Source organism: Mesorhizobium kowhaii (assembly GCF_003253745.1).
GTDB lineage: Bacteria > Pseudomonadota > Alphaproteobacteria > Rhizobiales > Rhizobiaceae > Mesorhizobium > Mesorhizobium kowhaii.
This window is the reverse complement of record NZ_MZXV01000051.1, coordinates 267,529-287,228: the sequence shown is the minus strand read 5'-3', so window position 1 is coordinate 287,228 and position 19,700 is coordinate 267,529. Positions and strand designations below refer to the sequence as shown.

At 63.1% G+C, this 19,700-nt stretch carries 21 protein-coding genes; 5 read left to right on the top strand and 16 right to left on the bottom strand.

Annotated features, from left to right (window positions below; genetic code table 11):
* Positions 1-37: 37 nt before the first annotated feature.
* The 3 genes from clpA to B5V02_RS23895 all read right to left on the bottom strand — a co-directional run bounded on the left by clpA (position 38) and on the right by B5V02_RS23895 (position 3,469).
* Entirely contained in the window at positions 38-2,506 is a 2,469-nt protein-coding gene (gene clpA, locus B5V02_RS23905) for an ATP-dependent Clp protease ATP-binding subunit ClpA (RefSeq protein WP_111546520.1), read from the bottom strand.
* A 6-nt stretch (positions 2,507-2,512) separates the two neighbouring features.
* Positions 2,513-2,842, bottom strand: coding sequence for an ATP-dependent Clp protease adapter ClpS (gene clpS, locus B5V02_RS23900; RefSeq protein WP_010909565.1), 330 nt, complete (start codon positions 2,840-2,842; stop codon positions 2,513-2,515).
* Positions 2,843-3,139: 297 nt separating this feature from the next.
* On the bottom strand, positions 3,140-3,469 hold the full coding sequence (locus tag B5V02_RS23895) for a phasin family protein (RefSeq protein ID WP_111546519.1): 330 nt from the start codon (positions 3,467-3,469) through the stop codon (positions 3,140-3,142).
* Between the two features lie 285 nt (positions 3,470-3,754).
* Here B5V02_RS23895 and B5V02_RS23890 point away from each other — a divergent pair, with 285 nt between their 5' ends.
* Entirely contained in the window at positions 3,755-5,197 is a 1,443-nt protein-coding gene (locus B5V02_RS23890; protein ID WP_111546518.1) for a D-alanyl-D-alanine carboxypeptidase, read from the top strand.
* A 47-nt stretch (positions 5,198-5,244) separates the two neighbouring features.
* Here the strand turns inward: B5V02_RS23890 and B5V02_RS23885 are convergent, their stop codons facing one another.
* The 4 genes from B5V02_RS23885 to B5V02_RS23870 form a co-directional block, all read right to left on the bottom strand.
* Positions 5,245-5,943 (bottom strand): DnaJ domain-containing protein, encoded by a 699-nt coding sequence (locus tag B5V02_RS23885; protein WP_111546517.1) that lies wholly within the window; start codon positions 5,941-5,943, stop codon positions 5,245-5,247.
* On the bottom strand, positions 5,943-6,674 hold the full coding sequence (locus B5V02_RS23880) for a vWA domain-containing protein (RefSeq protein ID WP_111546516.1): 732 nt from the start codon (positions 6,672-6,674) through the stop codon (positions 5,943-5,945). Before B5V02_RS23880 ends, B5V02_RS23885 begins: the two co-directional genes overlap by 1 nt.
* Positions 6,675-6,757: 83 nt before the next feature.
* Entirely contained in the window at positions 6,758-7,195 is a 438-nt protein-coding gene (locus B5V02_RS23875) for a DUF1489 family protein (protein ID WP_111546515.1), read from the bottom strand.
* Positions 7,196-7,294: 99 nt separating this feature from the next.
* Positions 7,295-8,698 carry an L-serine ammonia-lyase gene (locus tag B5V02_RS23870; protein ID WP_111546514.1) on the bottom strand — a complete coding sequence of 468 codons (1,404 nt, stop codon included), beginning with the start codon at positions 8,696-8,698 and terminating at the stop codon, positions 7,295-7,297.
* 181 nt (positions 8,699-8,879) lie between these two features.
* Between B5V02_RS23870 and B5V02_RS23865 the strand changes: the two genes are divergently transcribed.
* Entirely contained in the window at positions 8,880-9,599 is a 720-nt protein-coding gene (locus B5V02_RS23865) for a DUF599 domain-containing protein (protein WP_111546513.1), read from the top strand.
* On the opposite strand, the gene B5V02_RS23860 is transcribed toward B5V02_RS23865, so the two are convergent.
* The 6 genes from B5V02_RS23860 to B5V02_RS23835 all read right to left on the bottom strand — a co-directional run bounded on the left by B5V02_RS23860 (position 9,572) and on the right by B5V02_RS23835 (position 13,986).
* Positions 9,572-10,369 (bottom strand): YdcF family protein, encoded by a 798-nt coding sequence (locus B5V02_RS23860; RefSeq protein WP_111546512.1) that lies wholly within the window; start codon positions 10,367-10,369, stop codon positions 9,572-9,574. The two genes, B5V02_RS23865 and B5V02_RS23860, sit on opposite strands and share 28 nt — an antisense overlap.
* Before the next feature lie 29 nt (positions 10,370-10,398).
* Positions 10,399-11,964 (bottom strand): amidase, encoded by a 1,566-nt coding sequence (locus tag B5V02_RS23855; protein ID WP_111546511.1) that lies wholly within the window; start codon positions 11,962-11,964, stop codon positions 10,399-10,401.
* Positions 11,964-12,419, bottom strand: coding sequence for a GNAT family N-acetyltransferase (locus tag B5V02_RS23850; protein ID WP_111546510.1), 456 nt, complete (start codon positions 12,417-12,419; stop codon positions 11,964-11,966). The genes B5V02_RS23855 and B5V02_RS23850 overlap by 1 nt, the downstream gene beginning before the upstream one ends.
* Before the next feature lie 7 nt (positions 12,420-12,426).
* Positions 12,427-12,714 carry an Asp-tRNA(Asn)/Glu-tRNA(Gln) amidotransferase subunit GatC gene (gatC, locus tag B5V02_RS23845; RefSeq protein WP_027029060.1) on the bottom strand — a complete coding sequence of 96 codons (288 nt, stop codon included), beginning with the start codon at positions 12,712-12,714 and terminating at the stop codon, positions 12,427-12,429.
* Between the two features lie 122 nt (positions 12,715-12,836).
* Complete coding sequence (locus B5V02_RS23840; RefSeq protein ID WP_111546509.1) at positions 12,837-13,253, bottom strand: hypothetical protein; 417 nt, start codon at positions 13,251-13,253, stop codon at positions 12,837-12,839.
* Positions 13,254-13,278: 25 nt separating this feature from the next.
* Positions 13,279-13,986, bottom strand: coding sequence for a metal-dependent hydrolase (locus B5V02_RS23835; RefSeq protein ID WP_111546508.1), 708 nt, complete (start codon positions 13,984-13,986; stop codon positions 13,279-13,281).
* A 123-nt stretch (positions 13,987-14,109) separates the two neighbouring features.
* Between B5V02_RS23835 and ruvX the strand changes: the two genes are divergently transcribed.
* Positions 14,110-14,616 (top strand): Holliday junction resolvase RuvX, encoded by a 507-nt coding sequence (gene ruvX, locus B5V02_RS23830; RefSeq protein WP_111546507.1) that lies wholly within the window; start codon positions 14,110-14,112, stop codon positions 14,614-14,616.
* Here ruvX and B5V02_RS23825 read toward each other — a convergent pair.
* The 3 genes from B5V02_RS23825 to B5V02_RS23815 all read right to left on the bottom strand — a co-directional run bounded on the left by B5V02_RS23825 (position 14,534) and on the right by B5V02_RS23815 (position 17,253).
* Positions 14,534-14,875, bottom strand: coding sequence for a DUF6105 family protein (locus B5V02_RS23825; RefSeq protein WP_111546506.1), 342 nt, complete (start codon positions 14,873-14,875; stop codon positions 14,534-14,536). The two genes, ruvX and B5V02_RS23825, sit on opposite strands and share 83 nt — an antisense overlap.
* A complete protein-coding gene (locus B5V02_RS23820) occupies positions 14,875-15,429 on the bottom strand; it encodes a hypothetical protein (RefSeq protein ID WP_111546671.1) in 555 nt (184 codons plus the stop codon). Before B5V02_RS23820 ends, B5V02_RS23825 begins: the two co-directional genes overlap by 1 nt.
* Positions 15,430-15,624: 195 nt before the next feature.
* Positions 15,625-17,253 carry a DNA alkylation response protein gene (locus B5V02_RS23815; protein WP_111546670.1) on the bottom strand — a complete coding sequence of 543 codons (1,629 nt, stop codon included), beginning with the start codon at positions 17,251-17,253 and terminating at the stop codon, positions 15,625-15,627.
* Positions 17,254-17,431: 178 nt separating this feature from the next.
* On the opposite strand from B5V02_RS23815, the gene B5V02_RS23810 reads away from it, so the two are divergent.
* Together B5V02_RS23810 and B5V02_RS23805 are read left to right on the top strand one after the other, a co-directional pair.
* A complete protein-coding gene (locus B5V02_RS23810) occupies positions 17,432-18,397 on the top strand; it encodes an aspartate carbamoyltransferase catalytic subunit (RefSeq protein WP_111546505.1) in 966 nt (321 codons plus the stop codon).
* On the top strand, positions 18,394-19,680 hold the full coding sequence (locus B5V02_RS23805; RefSeq protein ID WP_111546504.1) for a dihydroorotase: 1,287 nt from the start codon (positions 18,394-18,396) through the stop codon (positions 19,678-19,680). Before B5V02_RS23810 ends, B5V02_RS23805 begins: the two co-directional genes overlap by 4 nt.
* The last annotated feature ends 20 nt before the right edge of the window (positions 19,681-19,700 follow it).

Below are 19,700 nucleotides of genomic sequence, written 5' to 3'. Positions count from 1 at the left end.
AGCCCCGTTTCCGGGGCTTTTTCGACTTTCATCAGGGTCAGTTCTTTCTGGGCAATTGCGGCACGAGGCTGCGCTTGCTGCCATCCTTGCCCTTGGCTTCGGGCTTCTGCGCCACCAGCTTCTTGGCCGCGGGCTTTTTCGCCACGGCCTTTGTGGGCTTCGGCGTTTCTTCCGGCTCTTCCTTCTTCGGCTTCACCGGCGCCTCGTCGGCGAGCGATTCGAGCTTCAGGCCGGTCTCGCCGGTTTCCTTCTTCTCGACGGTGACACGCACCGTGCCGCCCTTCTTGAGCTTGCCGAACAGCACCTCGTCGGCCAACGGCTTCTTGATGTGCTCCTGGATGACACGGCCGAGCGGCCGCGCGCCCATGCGCTCGTCATAACCCTTGTCGGCCAGCCACGCGATCGCATCGGGCGACAGGTCGAAAGTGACGCCGCGCTCGGAAAGCTGGGCCTCGAGCTGCATGACGAACTTCTGCACCACCTGATGGATGACCGGCACCGGCAGCGAGCCGAACGGGATGATCGCATCGAGACGGTTGCGGAATTCCGGCGTGAACAACCGGTTGATCGCCTCGACGTCGTCGCCTTCGCGCTTGGTCGAACCGAAGCCAATCGCCGCACGCTGCGCATCCGACGCGCCCGCATTGGTGGTCATGATCAGGATCACATTGCGGAAGTCGATCTGCTTGCCGTTGTGGTCGGTCAGCTTGCCGTGGTCCATCACCTGCAACAGGATGTTGAACAGGTCCGGATGCGCCTTCTCGACTTCGTCCAGCAACAACACGCAGTGCGGATGCTGGTCGACGCCGTCGGTCAACAGACCGCCCTGATCGAAGCCGACATAGCCGGGAGGGGCACCGATCAGCCGCGAGACCGTGTGGCGTTCCATATATTCCGACATGTCGAAGCGGATCAGCTCGACGCCGAGCGAGGCGGCCAATTGCTTGGCCACTTCGGTCTTGCCGACGCCGGTCGGACCCGAGAACAGGTAGGAGCCGATCGGCTTCTCCGGTTCGCGCAGGCCGGCGCGCGCCAGCTTGATCGCCGAGGTCAGCGCGGAGATCGCGGTGTCCTGGCCATAGACGACGCGCTTCAGCTCGATATCGAGGCCCTGCAGCACCTTCTCATCGTCGGCCGAAACGGTCTTCGGCGGGATGCGGGCCATGGTGGCGATCGTCGCTTCGATCTCCTTGATGCCGATCGTCTTCTTGCGCTTGGCTTCCGGCACCAGCATCTGCGAGGCGCCGGTCTCGTCGATCACGTCGATCGCCTTGTCCGGCAGCTTGCGGTCGTTGATGTAGCGTGCAGACAGCTCCACCGAGGCCTTGATCGCCTCGTTGGTGAACTTCACCTTGTGGAACTCCTCATAATAGGGCTTGAGGCCCTTCATGATCTCGATGGCGTCCTCGATGGTCGGCTCGTTGACGTCGATCTTCTGGAAGCGTCGCACCAGGGCGCGGTCCTTCTCGAAGAACTGGCGGAATTCCTTGTAGGTGGTCGAGCCGATGCAGCGGATCGCACCCGAGGACAAGGCCGGCTTCAACAGGTTGGACGCGTCCATGGCGCCGCCTGATGTGGCCCCTGCCCCTATCACCGTGTGGATCTCGTCGATGAACAGCACCGCGCCGGGATAGTCCTCGAGTTCCTTGACGACCTGCTTCAGCCGTTCCTCGAAATCGCCGCGATAGCGCGTGCCGGCGAGCAGCGTGCCCATGTCGAGCGCGAAGATGGTGGCGTTGTGCAGGACTTCGGGAACGTCGCCCTCGACGATGCGCTTGGCGAGGCCTTCGGCGATCGCCGTCTTGCCGACGCCGGGATCACCGACATAGAGCGGGTTGTTCTTGGAGCGGCGGCACAGCACCTGGATGGTGCGGTTGATCTCGGACTCGCGACCGATCAGCGGGTCGATCTTGCCGGCCTTGGCCTTGTTGTTGAGGTTGACGCAATAAGCGGTCAGCGCATCCTGCTGCTGCTTCTTCTTGCCGCCTTCCTCCTGCGGCTCGGCGCCGTTCTGGCCGCCCTGCTCGTCATCAGCGCCGCGCGGCGAGCGTGTCTCCGACGCGCCCGGACGCTTGGCAATGCCGTGCGAGATATAGTTGACCGCGTCGTAGCGGGTCATCTGCTGTTCCTGCAGGAAGTAGGCGGCATGGCTCTCGCGCTCGGCGAAGATGGCGACGAGCACGTTGGCGCCAGACACTTCCTCGCGGCCCGACGACTGCACATGGATCACCGCGCGCTGGATGACGCGCTGGAAACCAGCTGTCGGCTTGGAGTCCTCGTCGTAGCCGGTGACCAGGTTGTCGAGCTCGGTGTCGATATAGGTGAGAACTGTGTGCTTGAGCTCATCGAGATCGACATTGCAGGCGCGCATGACGGCGGCGGCCTCGGTGTCGTCGATGAGCGCGAGCAGCAAATGTTCAAGGGTTGCATATTCATGGTGCCGCTCATTGGCGAGCGTCAGCGCCTGGTGAAGCGCCTTTTCCAGGCCTTGGGAGAAAGCCGGCATGTTACCTCACTTCTTCTCCATCACGCATTGCAGCGGATGCTGATTCTGTCGGGCGAAATCCATGACCTGAGACACTTTGGTCTCGGCCACCTCGAATGTATAGACCCCGCACTCGCCCACTCCATGATTGTGAACATGAAGCATGATGCGTGTGGCGGCTTCGCGGTCCTTCTGGAAAAAACGCTCCAGCACGTGAACCACGAACTCCATGGGCGTGTAGTCGTCGTTGAGGATGAGGACCCTGTAGAGGCTGGGCTTCTTGGTCTTGGTTTTGGTGCGCGTGATGACAGCCGTCCCGCGGCCGGCCTCATTGCCGTCGCCGCCGCCGTTTTGCATCCGCGCCACGTGTCTCGTGGCAGTCAAACCGATCGTCACGTATTCCTGCCTCTTTCGAATCCCCATGCGAGTTCGACATGTAGGTGTTCGATGGACGATTTTAAGCCCTTCTGTTTAGCTGACAATATGGCTAGGTGACCAAACTTGGCCGATTTTCGCAATCGTGAAGGCGCGCGAGGCCTTGGAGCGGAAATTGACATGGAAAAACCCGGCCACGCTTCCGCGGCCGGGCTTTGTCCCGGGCCCAAAGGGCCGGATCTGGGTCACATCAGGCGAATTTAATTCGCCCGGGCGAAATTACTTCGCCTTGGCAACGACCGATTCGAACGGCTTGTAGGCTTCCTTGGCGAGTTCGGCATAGAGATCGCCAATTTTGGTGGCCTCGGCGACGAACGCCTCATAGGATTGCTTGGCATAGTCGGACTGGATCTCGATCGCCTTTTCCAGCGACTTGGCCGAAAACATCTTCTCGACGGCGGCGCTGCCGGCTTCGAAGCTCTTCTTGGTGTATTCACCAGCTTCGGTGGCGATCGCCTGCGCGCCCTTGGAGAGCGAAGCGAAGCTCTTCAATCCGGTATCGGCAAACTCTTTGCCGTATTTGCTGAAGTCCTCATAGGTCTGGGTCATTTCACGCATTCCCTTGGGTTGAAGCGTCCTTCTTCGGGGCGCCCTTGTGCAATGCACTCTAATATATTGTGCGCCGCACAAAAGTCAACATTTCGCCGGCGTTCAGACGCCGCCTGCGCAGTCAATGGCTAAAAATCGAATAAAGAGAGCTTCAAGCCGGAAGAAAATGGTGAACGCGGCGGTTACCATAAACGGATTGGTAACGCTGCCCCGGTAGCTTTGGCTGGAAGTGAGGCAGGACCCTTCGCCGCCTCCAACGCAACGAAGAATCCAAGGGAAGTACCAGTGCGTAAGGCGTTGTTGGGCATCGTTTCCAAATCCACCTCCCCTCTCAAAACGATGATGATCTTCGCCCTGGCGTTGACGTTCGTCTGCGGTGACGTTGCTTCATCACTGGCGGCGAGGCAGGCGGCCATTGTCGTGGACGCCAAGACTGGCAAGGTGCTGTACTCCGCGGATGCTAACGGCAGGCGCTATCCGGCTTCGCTGACCAAAATGATGACGCTTTACCTGACCTTCGAGGCGCTGGCGAAGGGCAAGATCAGCAGGAACTCGCAAGTTGTGTTTTCGGCCCATGCCGCAGCCGAGCCGCCGACGAAGCTCGGCGTGAAGGCAGGCGGTTCGGTCACGGTCGAGACCGCCATCCTGTCGATGGTCACAAAGTCGGCGAACGACTCGGCGACCGCGCTCGGCGAAATGCTCGGCGGCAATGAAACCAATTTCGCCCGCATGATGACGGCAAAGGCGCGGGCGCTGGGCATGAACGGCACCGTGTTCCGAAACGCCAATGGCCTGCCAGACCCCGGCCAGTTCACCACCGCTCGCGACATGGCAACGCTCGGCATCGCGCTGCGAGAGCATTTTCCCCAGTACTATGGCTATTTCTCGCAGCGCTCCTTTCTCTACGGGCGTCAGCGCATCAACGGCCACAACCGTCTGCTGGGACGCATCAAGGGCGTCGACGGCATCAAGACCGGCTACACCCGCGCCTCCGGCTTCAATCTCGTCTCGTCGGTTTCCGACGGCAATCGTCGCATCGTCGGCGTGGTCATGGGCGGCACCTCCGGCGGCAGCCGCGACAACCAGATGGCCACGTTGATCAACACCTATATGCCGCGGGCATCAACCCGCGGCGGTGGCGATCTGGTCGCCAAGGCCGGCGGCAGCAACCCGATCACAGCCCTTGCCAAGGTGCTGCTGCCCAAGCACGACGCGCCGACGCCGGACGACAAGCCGGTGGTGGCGCAGGATGATGCGACCCAGGACGATGCCACCGTTGCCGAAGACGCCACTGTAGCGGAAGACAGCACCGCGCAGAGCGAGCAAAGCGAAGAGGCTGCCCCCGTCGTCAAGACCAGGAAGGTCAAGGCCGTCATCGTATCGGCGCCTCAGGTGGCCACGGCCCAGGTCGTGGCGGCCTATGCCGAACCGACACCGGCGCCGACGCCGACTGTCGACCCTGTCAACACCGCGTCGGTGCCGTCGGGCTGGGCCATCCAGGTTGCCTCGTCGCCGAAGCAGTCGGAAGCCCAGGCGTTCCTCGACAAAACCACCAAGCAGGCACCCAAGGTGCTGGCCGACGCGTCCGGCTTCACCATCGCCTTCGACAAGGACGGCGTCACCTATTACCGCGCCCGCTTCGGCGGCTTTGGTTCGAAGACCGCTGCCTGGAAGGCCTGTACCGCGTTGAAGAAGAAGAACATCGAGTGCTACGCCGTCCAGCAGTAGGACGGCGTGGAGGTTATCTCCCGGAAAAATTCTGCGTCGAAGGAGAACTAATTGTGATTGGAGAGCAAGACGTCCTTGGCTTCATTGATCCGCGCCGCCAGGAAAGACGTGCCACCGACATCGGGGTGCAGGCGCTGCATCAGGCGGCGGTGCGCCTTGCGGACATCCGCCGCGGCGGCCCCCGCTTCAAGACCAAGGACCTTGTAGGCCTCCTCCTTAGTCATGGCGCCCGGACCTGGCGCAACACCCAGCCCTTCGCCACCGTTCGTCTCAGCGTTTTTGCGCCAGACGGGAAATCTGCCGTCAAGATACGTCTCTAGCAGTTGCCCACTCTCCGGATCGCCGGAGAGTTCGCGGTAGAGATGCTGCAATTCCGCCAGCCCCATCGCGCCAAGCATCTTGCCTTCGTGGCGGCCAGCCAGGACCAGTCCTTCAAGGCCGCCAGTATCGTGATCGAGTTCCATTTCGAGTGCTGCGGTGCGCACCGTCGAACGCTTGCCCGGTGCGAGCTTTGCCGTCGGCCGCTTCATCCGCATGGAACCATACCAGGCGATTGCCGCCGACAGAATTATGCCGCCGATGCCTTCGCGCCCGACCACAACCATAGCGATGCCGACCAGCCCCAGAAGGACCGGCCCGAGTGTCTTCATGCTGCTGGCCAATTTTGCTGGGTCGGCGCGGAGGAAGATCGTGGCCGCGCCGAGAAGCACCAAATGCAATGCTACCAATGCGATGATTGCGCCCATCAGTCCCCGCCACCCCGCAGATGCTCGATCATCAGCCGGTCTTCCGGCCTGCCTCTGGCCTCGAGCGCCTTCAGCCCGCCGGTTGCAAACACGGCAACCGCCGAAAGCAGTCCTGCCAGAGTCGCGGCAGCCCGCCGATCAAATCGGAACCAAGCCCCTTTGGACAACCGCGCGATTTCCTTAAGCGCCTTTTCTGCGCCGGAATCATGACCTTCCTGGAAGACGAAGACAGGTACGCCATGCAGGCCGAGGCTGCCGGCCTTTTCCGCCAGATCGTCGATGTTCTCTTCCATCGCATCGCCGATATAGACCAGCGCATTGACCTTGGCCTTGGCCGTCTGTTTCAGCGAATGCGCCAGCACCTTGCCGATCTGGGTGTTGCCGCTGCGGCATTCGATTCGCGTCATCAGTTGCTTCAAGGCATTGGTATCGGTCACGAAAGCGGACGAACGGCACTCGCCCAGGCCGCGAAAGTAGACCAGTTGGACGCTGAGGGTTCCGGCCTTGCCGACGGCATCGAACATCTGGCCCTGCAGCTCACAGGCCAGATCCCAGGTCGGCTGGCGGCTCATCGTCGCGTCGAGCGAAAGGATCAGCCTGCCCGAACCCGTCGCCGACGCAGCCAGCGTCCTTGCCTGCCGAACAAAGGTTTCTATCTCGCCGGCATTGGATTGGGGTTTGACCGGCGCAGGATTGACCCTTGCGGGCACGGGCTGCTTCTTGTCGCTCATGAAAACAAGATGTGGCGTTGTTCCACCGCTTGCAAGCCCTGCCTAAGGCAACATTGAGGGCCAGACGCTTGGATTCCTGAGGGTCAGAGCAGGCCGAGATCGGCAAGCTCGCGCCTGAGCTTCGGCGGCATCTCGATCAGTCCGGCCTTGCCCTTGCCGAGATCAGCCGGCGCGTCCGCCGGTTTCAGATAGCGCCAGCCCTGAAAAGCCCGGCGCGGCTGCCAGTCGGTGCGCACGACTTGTGGATCGAGGATCAGATGGCAGCGGCCGATGCCCTCGTCGTCGGTGAATGGCCGGATTTCGGTGATCAACTGGCGGCACTGCACATTGCCCTTTATCACCCAGTAGAGCGAACCGCCATCGGTAACCTCGGCGCCGCGCGTCGGCATCATGCGTGTCGTGTGATACTGCTCGACCGGCTCACCGGAGCGCCGCCGCTCGTCAAGGCGGAAGGCGATCCACTCTTCGAGATCCTCGACGCTGTCGCAACCGACACAGAGTTTTATGAGATTGAGAGACATCGCTTAAGGTTTAGTCCGGTGCGCGGATGCGTCAACGGCCTGATCGACTTCTCCACAGTGCCAGTAGCCAGATACCAAGCCTGTGGTGCCCAGAGCCTCTCAGCACTCCACGACATTGACGGCAAGCCCGCCAAGGCTGGTTTCCTTGTACTTTTCGTTCATGTCGAGGCCGGTCTGGCGCATGGTCTCGATCGCCGCATCGAGCGGCACGAAATGGATGCCGTCGCCCTTGATCGCCAGTGACGCAGCCGTCACCGCCTTGACCGCGCCGAGCGCATTGCGCTCGATGCAAGGCACCTGGACCAGCCCGCCGACCGGATCGCAGGTCATGCCGAGATGGTGTTCGAGCGCTATCTCGGCGGCGTTTTCGACCTGTTCGGGTGTGCCGCCCATGACGGCGCACAGGCCGGCCGCGGCCATCGCCGATGCGGAGCCGACCTCGCCCTGGCAGCCGACCTCGGCGCCGGAGATCGAGGCGTTGGTCTTTATGATGCCGCCGACGGCTGCGGCCGTCAGCAGGAAGTCGCGGATGCTCGGCTGGTCGGCCTCGGGATGGAAATGCAGCCAGTAGCGCAGCACCGCCGGCAGCGTGCCAGCCGCACCATTGGTCGGCGCGGTAACGACGCGGCCGCCGGCGGCGTTCTCCTCGTTGACGGCCATGGCGTAGATCGACAGCCAGTCATTGGCGAGCAAGGGATTGGGCTTGTTCTGCTGCCATTGCTCCTGCAGCTTGTCGTGCAGCATGCGTGCCCGCCGGCGCACCTTCAGCCCGCCCGGCATGATGCCATCCTGCGACAGGCCACGGTCGATGCAGCCCTTCATGGCGCTCCAGATGCCGTCGAGGCCGGCGTCGAGCTCCTCGCGCGACATCTGCGATTCCTCGTTGACGCGCTTCATGTCGGCGATGGAAAGGCCGCTTTTGCCGGCCATCGCCAGCATCTCGACCGCGTTCTTGAAGGGATAAGGCACCTTCTTGCCTTCGGTCGTCACCGACCCCTTGGCCTTCATCCGCTGCAGCTCTTCTTCCGAAACCACGAAACCGCCGCCGATCGAATAGTAGATGCGCTTGAGCAGCAGACGGTCGCCGGAATCATAGGCGTAGAACGCCATGCCGTTGGCGTGGCCGGTGAGCGGCGTCTTGCGGTCCAGCACCAGATCGGTGGCCGGGTCGAAACGATAGGACGGGTGCCCGGGCGGTGAAATGCGCTTCTCCGCCGTGATGCGGCTGGCAATGCCATCAGCCTGATCGGGATCGACAGTCTGCGGCGTCAGGCCGGCGAGGCCGAGTATGACAGCACGATCCGAGCCATGACCAATGCCGGTATAGGCGAGCGAACCATGCAGGCTGGCGGCGAGACGGTCGACCTTGACGCCCGCCGGACGCGGCCAGTCATTTCCCGCGACCTCGTCGAGAAACCGCGCCGCAGCGGTCATCGGCCCCATCGTGTGCGAACTCGAGGGGCCGATGCCGATCTTGAACAGGTCGAAAACCGAAAGGAACACGCGGCGTTGTCTCCTGGAGTCACGTCGAGGACTACATATAGGAATTCCCAGGATGTTTCCGCTCTTTTGGCAATCGCGGCGCAGCGCCTGCCGACCTTGTTTGCTCCGGCAGCGACATTGGTTGTCGATCGCTCTTTGCCGGACATCGAAGCGATCGCACTGAATGTGATAAATTCAGTCCATGGGCGATTCCCTCGATCTTTCGACAGCCGATCTCGCGGCGCTGGCTTTCTTCCTCGTCGCGTGGCTGCTGCACACGCTTGCCTCCGACGGCAAGCTGGTCAGCCGGATATCGCTGACGACGGCGATGAATGCGCAGCGGCAAGCCTGGATGCGCACCATGGCCGAACGCGAGATCCGCATCGTCGACACCGCCATCATGAGCGGCCTGCAACAAGGAACCGCCTTCTTCGCCTCCAGCTCATTGATCGCGATCGGCGGCTGCTTTGCCTTGCTCGGCGCATCCGACCGGGTTCTTGAAGTGCTGAGCGATCTGCCCCTGGGCGGCGCCCCGTCGCGCGCGGCCTTTCAGATAAAGGTGTTTGGGCTGGTGCTGATCCTTGCGTTTTCGTTCTTCAAATTCGGCTGGGCGTACCGGCTGTTCAACTATTGCACGATCCTGATCGGCGCGGTGCCGATCCCGCATGGCGAAGCGTCACGCAATCCGGTCAGCGAAACGGCGGTCTGGCGTGCGGCGCAGATGAACATGCTGGCCGGAAAGCATTTCAATTCCGGCCTGCGCGGCGTGTTCTTCTCGATCGGCTATCTCGGCTGGTTCGTCGATCCCACGGTGTTCGTGCTGTCGACGCTGTTGCTGCTCGCCGTGCTGGTCCGGCGCCAGTCCTTCTCGGCCGCCAGACAGGCGGTGATCGGTCAGCCGCCAGGCCCTGGAAAGGGTTGATCGATCCGGCCCGACAGCCAGTAGGCAAAAAGCCCGATCCATTCACGGATGGCCATGGTGGTGGCCTGCAGCGAATCGGCGGGATTGTCGCGGAACAGGCCGATGCCTTCCCGCCCCGTGGTGCGATAGTCGACCGGCCAGGGAATTGTTGCAAAGCCGGCTTTGTCGAACAGCGCCTTGGCGCGCGGCATATGGAAGGCCGAGGTCACCAGCAGCCAAGTCTCGCCGGGCTTCGGCGTTACCAGCGCCTTGGTGAAGACGGCATTCTCATAGGTGTTGCGGGACTTGTTTTCGAGGATCAGGCGATCGGCCGCCACGCCAAGTGCGGTGAGCAGACGAGGCGCGGTGGCGGCGTCGCCCTCGCCTTCCAGGAACAATTCGCCGGTGCCGCCGGAGACGACCACCTTGGCGGTTGGAAAGCGCCGGGCGAGAATCGCGGTCTCGACCATCCGGTCGCCGCCGCTGTTCAGCTCATAGCCGCCGCGCACCAGGTTGATGGCGCCTTCGAAGCCGCCGCCAAGCACGACGATGCCGTCGACCCTTTGCGGCAGCGACGGGCGCGCAAAACGCTCCTCCAGCGGATTGAGCATCATGGCGCCGAGCGACGTCCAAGCCGACAGCGCAAGGATCAGAAACGCCAGCACGCTGCCGGTGGCCGCTAGCCGCCGTCGGCCGATCATTGCGGCAAGCAGCCCGGCCAGCAGCAGGAAGATCGTCAGGTTGAGCGGCTGGATGAAGAACCAGAATATCTTGGAAAGGTAGAAGAACATCGCTCACCCCCGTCGGACGAGCGACATCCTTACCACCACTTCTCCGGCTGAAATGTGCCGGCCGCCTGCTCGATGACCGCAGCGGTCTGGAACAGGGTTTCCTCATCGAACGGCCGGCCGATCAGCTGCAGGCCGAGCGGCAGGCCCTTGGCGTCGAGCCCGGCGGGCACGGCGATGCCTGGCAGGCCGGCCATGTTCACGGTGACGGTGAAGATGTCGTTCAGATACATCTTCACCGGATCGGCGGCCATGTCCTCGTCGGCGATGCCGAAAGCGGCGGATGGTGTCGCCGGGGTCAGGATGACATCGACGCCGGCGGCGAAGACATTCTCGAAGTCGCGCTTGATCAGATTGCGCACCTTTTGCGCCTGCAGATAGTAGGCGTCGTAATAGCCGGCCGACAGCACATAGGTGCCGATCATGATGCGGCGCTTGACCTCGCGGCCGAAACCGGCGGCGCGGGTCTTTTCATACATGTCGACGATGTCCTTGCCCGGCACGCGCAACCCGTAGCGGACGCCGTCGTAGCGGGCGAGGTTGGATGAAGCCTCGGCGGGCGCCACGATGTAATAGGCCGGCAGCGCGTATTTGGTGTGTGGCAAGGAAATATCGACGATCTCGGCGCCGGCGTCCTTCAGCCAGGCAATGCCCTTCTGCCACAGCGCCTCGATCTCTTCGGGCATGCCGTCGACGCGGTATTCTTTGGGAATGCCGACCTTCATGCCCTTGATCGGCTTGCCGATCGCCGCCTCATAGTCCGGCACCAGCCGGTCGACCGAGGTCGTGTCCTTCGGGTCGACCGAGGCCATCGATTTCAACAGGATCGCGGCATCGCGCACGTCGCGGGCGATCGGCCCGGCCTGGTCGAGCGACGAGGCGAAGGCGACGATGCCCCAGCGCGAGCAGCGGCCATAGGTCGGCTTGATGCCGACGGTGCCGGTGAAGGCCGCCGGCTGGCGGATCGAGCCGCCAGTATCCGTCGCCGTCGCGCCGGCGCACAGGAAGGCCGAGACCGCGGTTGCCGAACCGCCGGAAGAACCACCCGGCACCAGCTGTGCATTGTCCAGGCTGCGCGCGGTCCTGGTGCCGCCGGCCGATACGAAGCCGCCGTCGCCCTGATGCGTGGTCGGCATCACCACCGTGTCGAGGCGCGAGCGCCGCCACGGGTTGATGACCGGGCCGTAGTAGGACGTCTCGTTGGACGAGCCCATGGCGAACTCGTCCATGTTGAGCTTACCCAGCATGACCGCGCCGTCGGCCCACAGATTGGTGGTAACGGTCGATTCGTAGCGCGGCTTGAACCCATCGAGCACATGGCTGCAGGCCTGGGTATGGACGCCTTCGGTGCCGAACAGGTCCTTGATGCCGAGCGGGATGCCTTCCAGCGCACCGCCCTCGCCCTTGACCAGCCTGGCATCGGACGCCTTGGCCATGTCTCGCGCCTTGTCGCCGGTCACCGCGACATAGGCATTGAGCGCCGGATTGGCGCGATCGATGGCCGCGAGATAGGCCTCGGTGATCTCGGTCGCGGTGATTTCCTTGCCGCGCAGCTTGGCGCGGGCCTGCGAAATCGTCAGCTGGGTCAGGTCGCTCATCAAAGGCTCTTTTCGTAAAACACCGACCACTCGGAATCGGGATAATCCAGCACCGGGCCGCAGCGCGAAAACCCGGCACGTTCGTAGACGGTCCACGCGGCGGGATGACGATCGCCCGTCTCCAGCACCAGGCGCTTCAGCCCTTCATTGCGCGCCAGCGCCTCGACCCGCTCGACGATCCTGGCGCCGATCTTTAGGCCGCGATATGAAGGCCGCGTGTACATACGCTTGACCTCGCCGATGGCGCCATCATGGCGCTTCAGCGCGCCGCAGCCGATGGCCAGGCCGTTGTCGCGGGCGATGAAGACGGTCGTATCCTCACCGGCCATCTGCTCGACCGTCAGGTGGTAGCAATGCTCCGGCGGTGTCAGCTCGAGCAACGTTTCGTTGAGTTCGTTGACCAGTCCGCGCACGTCTTCCTGCAGCGGCGTTTCAATGGCGATCTCGATTGCCATCGGCGCGCTACTCCACGACCTTCGGCACGAGGAAGAAATTCTCTTCGGTCGCCGGTGCATTGGCAACGATGTCGGCGGCCTTGTTGCCGTCGGTGACGACATCCCTGCGCTTCTTCATTTCCATCGGCGTCACCGAGGTCATTGGCTCGACGCCGGAAACATCGACCTCGTTCAACTGCTCGACGAAGCCCAGGATGGCGTTCAGTTCGCCGGTCATGCGTTCGGCATCTTCTTCGCTCACCGCAATGCGGGCGAGACGCGCGACGCGCTTCACTGTCTTGACATCAACGGACATGTTTTGCCTCGGGAAAACCAGTTCGGGCTATAGCGGCGCCGCGCGCGCGGCGCAACATGCATCGTGCGAGGCCGTGGTGGCGGCCCGGCTCTTCTGCCATCGGTCCGCGGACAAGATGCTGCCTATGGCAGGGCAACGCCCTCGCACAGATAGTAGCTGCCACTGTTGCCGGTGGCCTCGCTTTCGTCATCGGCCGGCCGGACCGAAACGAGATCGATCTGTGTCGGGCTCATTTGGGTCACTGAAAGGACGTCGGGAAAGACGTAACCCGGCTCCTGGCAGATGGCCGTCACCGCCCAGCTGGGCGAAGCTGTCGCCTTGCTGACCTGAACGAACTCGCAATTGTATTCGACGCCCTGCAGGCCGCGCGCCGAAAGCACGATGTTGCCGGCGTCGATCAGCGTCTGCAGCGTAGCCTTCCTCGCCTGCGCGCAAAGCTCCTCGGACTGAAGGTAGACGCCTTCGATGAAACCATCCGCTGCGAGCGCGGGCGACGCCGCGACCAACATGGAAACGCAAAGAGATTGCCTCAAAGCCATGGTTTCATTCCGCTTTAGCCGATTTCTAAATCGTAATCGTCTCACCGATCTTCGGCAATGCCACCTTCACACCGGATCCTTCCAGGCCCGCCTCGAACTTGTCAGCGGTCGGATCGATCATCGGAAACGTGCCGAAATGACAGGGAACCACGGTCTCGAACTTGAAGAAGCGGCGGCAGGCGAGCGCGGCCACCGCACCGCCCATGGTGAAACGGTCGCCGATCGGCACGATGCCGATCTTCGGTTCATGCAACTCGTTGATCAGCGCCATGTCGGAAAAGATGTCGGTGTCGCCCATGTGGTAGAGCGTCCTGTCTTCCGGGAAATGCAGGACGAGGCCGCCGGGATTGCCGAGATAGGTGTTTTGGCCGCCATCGCCGGGGAACGAGGAGGAGTGCAGCGCCTGGACGAACGTGGTGGTGAAGCCGCCGCAATCGACAGTGCCGCCGATGTTGCCCGGATTGATCTTCTTGTCGCTGACGCCCTTGCCGACCAGGTACATGCAGATTTCGAAATTGGCGACCAGTTGGGCGCCGCTTTTGCCGAGCACTTCCACCGCTCCGCTGATGTGGTCGCTGTGACCATGCGTCAGCAGCACATGCGTGATCCCCTCGGCCGGCCCCTCCCAGCCACCCGTCCAGGACGGATTGCCGATCAGATAGGGATCGATGAGGATCTTGGCATCGGCGGTTTCGATGCGAAAGGCCGAGTGGCCGTACCAGGTCAATTTCATGAATGCTTTCCTCGATTTTTGCCTTGCCAAAGGATAGAACGCCGATGGCACTGAAATCAAAGGGTTACTCTGTCCGTCGAGCGTTTGGCAAAACACGAGACGTTGAAAGGCGAAGGACGGCCATTGGGCATTATCACGATCGAGGAATTGCCGGCGCGGCTTGCCGGCGGCAAGACGCTGGCGGGGCTTGACCTCGGCGACAAGACGATCGGCGTCGCGGTCTCGGACCAGAGGTTTTCCTTCGCCCATCCGCGCCCGGTCATCATGCGAAAGAAATTCTCGCTCGACGCTGCGGTGCTGCTGGCCTTGCTGCAGAAGGAGAATGCAGGCGCGGTGGTGATCGGACTGCCGATTAACATGGACGGTTCGGAAGGGCCGCGCGCGCAGAAATCGCGCGCCTTCGTCCGCAACATGGCGCAGGTGAGCGACCTGCCCTTCGTGCTCTGGGATGAAAGACTATCGACGGTCGCGGCCGAAAGGACACTGATCGAGATGGATTTCTCGCGCCGCAAACGCGCCGGCAAGATCGATTCGGCGGCAGCCGCGTTTATTCTGCAGGGAGTTTTGGACCGGCTTCAGTCGCTCCACGCATCCGCTCGAACGGAACCGGACCCGCCCAGCGCTGCTTGATCCAGCCGGCGATTTCACGGCGGCGGCGAAACGCCCACAGCGCCATCAGCAGAAACCCGTCGAAGACGCAGGCCTTTGCCACCATACCGGGGATGGTCGCCGGATCGATACCGAGCATCTGGCCATAGAGCTGGAAGACGAAGTCGTGCAGCTGCCGGCTCAGCATGACGTAGCCGAAGTTCATGTCGTTGAGCGACAGGTAGAACCAGCCCCAGAACAGTGCCATCGGGGCCGCCCACAATGCGAAGATATAACGCATCAGCGGCCTCCCCTGGGATTCGAGCCTGTCCGGCCCGATATGAGTGATAGCAGTGAATTGTGGGCCGCGGCCTTTGCCATGCCATGCGCGGCGGCGCGGATTTCGTCATCGGCCGGAGCGACCGCCGCGACAGACCGTCGCTCGGCAAGCATGGCGACATAGGATGCCAGAAGCGCCGCCAGTTGCACGGCGACAACCATGAACAGCCCGTTGATGCCTTGCGCGGCGCCACCGATGACGATCAGCGACAACACCCCGGACGCGGAGATGAAAGCGATGCGGGCAACGCTGTCGACGCCCTGGCTGCTCGCGTCATTGACCAAGGTTTCGACAAAGGCCCAGAAGAACAGCACCGCCACGACCAGCAATGCGGTGGCGAGCGGCGCCACGACGATGACGTTGTCGAGGTCGACGAAGCGAGTGCCCTCTATGGTGGCCCCCAACACGCCCAGCGCCGCCGCCACACCACGGTTTCCGTCGATGCAGATGAGCGCAAGCAGGGCGAAAACGATCGCCCAGTGCAAGGCCAGAAAAGAGGTCAGTACGTGTCGCATCGGCATTCCTGGTTCGCAAAGTAGGGAATGGCAATTTGAACCATTCCTTGCTCTCGCCGCGACAGTGAGCTTTGCCGCCCGCCACCGCAACGGAAACCATTTGTTAAGGTTAACGGCGATCAATGACACGCGTGAGGAGGCTCGCCGGTACCTCAAAATGATGGATGGCGCCGGTTTTTATGCGATGCTCGCGGTTTAATTCACCGGCGGATAGAGCGTGTCGATGATCATGCGCGCGTCGTGGCGCGAATCGAGCATCCCATAGGTGTTGCGCCATTGGCCGGCCAATCGCGTCTCGACGAAGGCGTCGGCGATCCGCCCTGCCCCCAGCCGGCGCAATTCCGCCGCCGCCGCCGATAGAGCCAGCTGTTCGGTAAGCAGCCGGGCCGAGCCGTCGTCGGTCGCAGCAACCTGCATCGCCGCCTTCAGCACGCCGATCGTGCCACGTCCGCCGGCGCCGAGGTCACGGTCGATACCGGCCAGCACATCCTCGAACAGACCAGGCGCGCGGCCGAGCACGCGCAGCACGTCGAGCGCCATGACATTACCGGAGCCTTCCCAGATCGCGTTGACCGGGGCCTCGCGATAATAGCGGGCGAGCGGCGCCTCCTCGACATAGCCATTGCCGCCGAGGCACTCCATCGCCTCGTAGAGCAGCGGCGGTGCGATCTTGCAGACCCAGTATTTGACGACCGGCGTCATGGCGCGGGCGAATGCAGCCTCGCCGCGATCGCTCGCCGCCTCGTCGAAGGATCGCGCCAACCGGAACGACAGCGCGGTGGCGGCGGCGACATCGAGCGCCATGTCGGCCAGCACGCGCTGCATCAACGGCTGCTCGATCAAAGTTGAACCGAACACCTGTCGGTGGCGGGCGTGATGAACAGCCTCGGCGAGGCCGGCGCGCATGATCGCCGAAGATGCGACAGCACAGTCGAGCCGGGTCAAGGTCACCATGTCCATGATCGTCTTCACGCCCGCACCCGGTTCGCCGACCATCTCGCCGATGGCGTTGACGAACTCCACTTCGGAAGACGCATTGGAACGGTTGCCGAGCTTGTCCTTCAGCCGCTGGAAGCGGAAGCCGTTGCCCGAGCCGTCGCCGAGCACGCGCGGCACCAGGAAGCAGGACAGTCCCTCCGGCGCCTGTGCGAGCACCAGGAACGCATCCGACATCGGCGCCGACATGAACCATTTGTGCCCAGTCAGGCGATAGAACCCGCTGCCGGCGCGTTCCGCCCTTGTCACATTGGCGCGCACATCCGTGCCGCCCTGCTTCTCGGTCATGCCCATGCCGACCGTCAGCCCGGTCTTTTCGACCGGTGGCTTCTGGCTCTGGTCGTATTTGCGCGTCGTCACGCGCGGTGCCCATTCACGAAACAGTTTTGGGCTGGCCATCAACGCCGCGAGCGAAGCGTTGGTCATGGTGATGGGGCACAGATGCCCAGTCTCGAGCTCCGCCGTCAGATAGAACCGGGCAGCGCGGACCTGATGGCGGCGGCCGATCTCGGGGTCGCCGTTTTCCCACACCGAGGAATGCAGTCCATTGGCCACCGAGCGGCGCATCAAGGCGTGATAGGCGGGATGGAACTCGACCACATCGATGCGCCGTCCCTGGCGATCATGCGTCCTGAGCTTCGGCGTCTCGACATTGGCGAGGCGGGCCAGTTCCTGCGCCTCCTGCGTCAGCACGAAACGGCCGAGCCCGTCGAGGTCCTTGCGCACCGGATCGGAAAAGCGCTCCGCAAGCTGGATCAGCAACGGATCGCCCCGCCAGGCGTTGCCGCCTGTCAGCGGCGGCGGCTGGTTCGTCACGTCGTCGGTCACGCCCAATCCTTTTATCGGTAGAAAGGCCCTTATCGTCAGAAAGCCACGAATCCGAGGCCATCGGCTAGATATAGCCCAAGCCATGCAACGCGCGCGATGAAAATACCGGGGAGAACGGCTCCAATGCGAAGCTGGCGCTTGCAGCCGCAAAATCTCCACCCTATAGCAGCGCCTTGAGATGACCGACGCTTCGTCCCTGCCACTCTACCCTCACCGCCATCTTCTGGGCATCCGCGATCTTTCCCCCGCCGACATCGAGCTTCTGCTTGACCGGGCGGATCGGGCCGTCGCGATCTCGCGGCAGTCCGAGAAGAAAACCTCGACGCTGCGCGGCCGCACCCAGATCAACCTCTTCTACGAAGCCTCGACCCGTACGCAATCGTCGTTCGAGCTCGCCGGAAAGCGGCTCGGCGCCGATGTCATGAACATGTCGGTGGCGAGCTCATCGGTGAAAAAGGGCGAGACGCTCATCGATACGGCGATGACGCTGAATGCCATGCGGCCCGACATCTTGATTATCCGCCACCAGTCGGCGGGCGCGGCTGCACTTCTTGCCCAGAAAGTCGGCTGCTCGGTGGTCAATGCCGGCGACGGCGCGCATGAACACCCGACACAGGCACTGCTCGACGCGCTGACCATCCGCCGCGCCAAGGGACCGCTGTCGAAGCTGATCGTGGCGATCTGCGGCGACATCCTGCACTCGCGCGTGGCGCGCTCCAACATCATGCTGCTCAACGCGCTCGGCGCGCAGGTGCGGGTCGTCGCCCCGTCGACATTGTTGCCGAGTGGCGTTGAGAAGATGGGCGTGATCGTCACCCGCTCGATGGCCGAGGGCCTCAAGGGCGCCGACGTGGTGATGATGCTGCGCCTGCAGCGCGAGCGCATGGAAGGTGCCTTCGTGCCTTCGGTGCGCGAATATTTCCGCTATTTCGGCCTCGATGCCGAAAAACTGAAGGCGGCCAAGGACGACGCGCTGGTGATGCATCCCGGCCCGATGAACCGCGGCGTCGAGATCGCCTCGGAAATCGCGGACGGTCCGCAGAGCGTCATCCAGGAACAGGTCGAGATGGGCGTCGCCGTGCGCATGGCTGTCATGGAAGCGCTGCTCGACCCTCGGCGCAACCACGAGGGCCGCGGCGCATGAGCATAACAGTCTTTGAGCGCGCTCGCATCGTCGACCCCTCGCGCGGCATCGACGAAGTCGGCTCCGTCATCGTCGATGGCCGCAAGATCGTCGCCGCCGGCAAGGCGGCGCTGAACCAGGGCGCGCCCGAGGGTGCTATCGTCATCGACTGCGCCGGCAAGGCGATCATTCCCGGCCTGGTCGACGGCCGCGTCTTCATCGGCGAACCGGGCGGCGAGCATCGCGAAACCATCGCTTCGGCGAGTGTCGCGGCAGCGGCCGGCGGCGTCACCTCCATCGTGATGATGCCCGATACCGATCCGGTGATCGACAATGTGGCGCTGGTCGAATTCGTGCTGCGCACCGCCAAGGACACGGCAAGCGTCAACGTCTTTCCGGCGGCGGCGATCACCAAGGGCCTCGACGGGCGCGAGATGACCGAGTTCGGCTTGCTGCGCGAAGCCGGCGCCGTTGCCTTCACCGATGGCCGTCACACCATATCAAGCGCGCTGGTGATGCGCCGCGCGCTGACCTATGCGCGCGACTTTGGCGCCACCATCGTGCATGAAACGCAGGACGCCGACCTCGCTTCGTCCGGCGTCATGAACGAGGGCCTGTACGCCAGCTGGCTCGGCCTTTCCGGCATTCCGCGTGAAGCCGAATCCATCCCGCTGGAGCGCGACCTTGCGCTGGCGCGACTGACGCGCGGTTCGTACCATGCGGCGAAGATCTCGACGGCGATGGCGGCAAACGCCGTGACGCGCGCCAAAGCCGATGGCGCGACCGTGACATCAGGCATCGCGATCCACAATCTGTCGCTCAATGAAAACGATGTCGGCGAATACCGCACCTTCTTCCGTCTGACGCCGCCATTGCGCGCCGAGGAAGACCGGCTGGCGATGATCGAGGCGGTCAGGGACGGTACCATCGACATCATCGTCTCCTCACATGATCCGCAGGATGTCGACACCAAGCGCCTGCCCTTTGCCGATGCGGCAGCCGGTGCAATCGGGCTCGAAACCCTGCTGGGCGCGGCATTGCGGCTCTACCACAATGGCGACGTGCCGTTGCTCAGGCTGATCGAGACGCTGTCGACTGCGCCGGCAAGACTGTTCGGCCTGCCCGGCGGCACGCTGAAGCCGGGTGCGATTGCCGATCTTGCGCTGGTCGATCTGGACGAACCCTGGATCGTCGCCGAGAGCGGCATTCGTTCGCGTTCGAAAAACACCTGTTTCGAAGGCGCGCGGCTGCAGGGCAAGGTCTTGCAAACGCTGGTGGCGGGCCGCACAGTGTTCTCGGTGTGAGCCGGCCACCGCGCATCGCG

Excerpts from the sequence above, each read along its gene's own strand:
- clpA (WP_111546520.1), bottom strand. The coding sequence starts at position 2,506 with ATGCCGGCTTTCTCCCAAGGCCTGGAAAAGGCGCTTCACCAGGCGCTG.
- clpS (WP_010909565.1), bottom strand. The coding sequence starts at position 2,842 with ATGCAAAACGGCGGCGGCGACGGCAATGAGGCCGGCCGCGGGACGGCT.
- B5V02_RS23895 (WP_111546519.1), bottom strand. The coding sequence starts at position 3,469 with ATGACCCAGACCTATGAGGACTTCAGCAAATACGGCAAAGAGTTTGCC.
- B5V02_RS23885 (WP_111546517.1), bottom strand. The coding sequence starts at position 5,943 with ATGGGCGCAATCATCGCATTGGTAGCATTGCATTTGGTGCTTCTCGGC.
- B5V02_RS23880 (WP_111546516.1), bottom strand. The coding sequence starts at position 6,674 with ATGAGCGACAAGAAGCAGCCCGTGCCCGCAAGGGTCAATCCTGCGCCG.
- B5V02_RS23875 (WP_111546515.1), bottom strand. The coding sequence starts at position 7,195 with ATGTCTCTCAATCTCATAAAACTCTGTGTCGGTTGCGACAGCGTCGAG.
- B5V02_RS23865 (WP_111546513.1), top strand. The coding sequence starts at position 8,880 with ATGGGCGATTCCCTCGATCTTTCGACAGCCGATCTCGCGGCGCTGGCT.
- B5V02_RS23860 (WP_111546512.1), bottom strand. The coding sequence starts at position 10,369 with ATGTTCTTCTACCTTTCCAAGATATTCTGGTTCTTCATCCAGCCGCTC.
- B5V02_RS23855 (WP_111546511.1), bottom strand. The coding sequence starts at position 11,964 with ATGAGCGACCTGACCCAGCTGACGATTTCGCAGGCCCGCGCCAAGCTG.
- B5V02_RS23850 (WP_111546510.1), bottom strand. The coding sequence starts at position 12,419 with ATGGCAATCGAGATCGCCATTGAAACGCCGCTGCAGGAAGACGTGCGC.
- gatC (WP_027029060.1), bottom strand. The coding sequence starts at position 12,714 with ATGTCCGTTGATGTCAAGACAGTGAAGCGCGTCGCGCGTCTCGCCCGC.
- B5V02_RS23840 (WP_111546509.1), bottom strand. The coding sequence starts at position 13,253 with ATGGCTTTGAGGCAATCTCTTTGCGTTTCCATGTTGGTCGCGGCGTCG.
- B5V02_RS23835 (WP_111546508.1), bottom strand. The coding sequence starts at position 13,986 with ATGAAATTGACCTGGTACGGCCACTCGGCCTTTCGCATCGAAACCGCC.
- B5V02_RS23825 (WP_111546506.1), bottom strand. The coding sequence starts at position 14,875 with ATGCGTTATATCTTCGCATTGTGGGCGGCCCCGATGGCACTGTTCTGG.
- B5V02_RS23820 (WP_111546671.1), bottom strand. The coding sequence starts at position 15,429 with ATGCGACACGTACTGACCTCTTTTCTGGCCTTGCACTGGGCGATCGTT.
- B5V02_RS23810 (WP_111546505.1), top strand. The coding sequence starts at position 17,432 with ATGACCGACGCTTCGTCCCTGCCACTCTACCCTCACCGCCATCTTCTG.
- B5V02_RS23805 (WP_111546504.1), top strand. The coding sequence starts at position 18,394 with ATGAGCATAACAGTCTTTGAGCGCGCTCGCATCGTCGACCCCTCGCGC.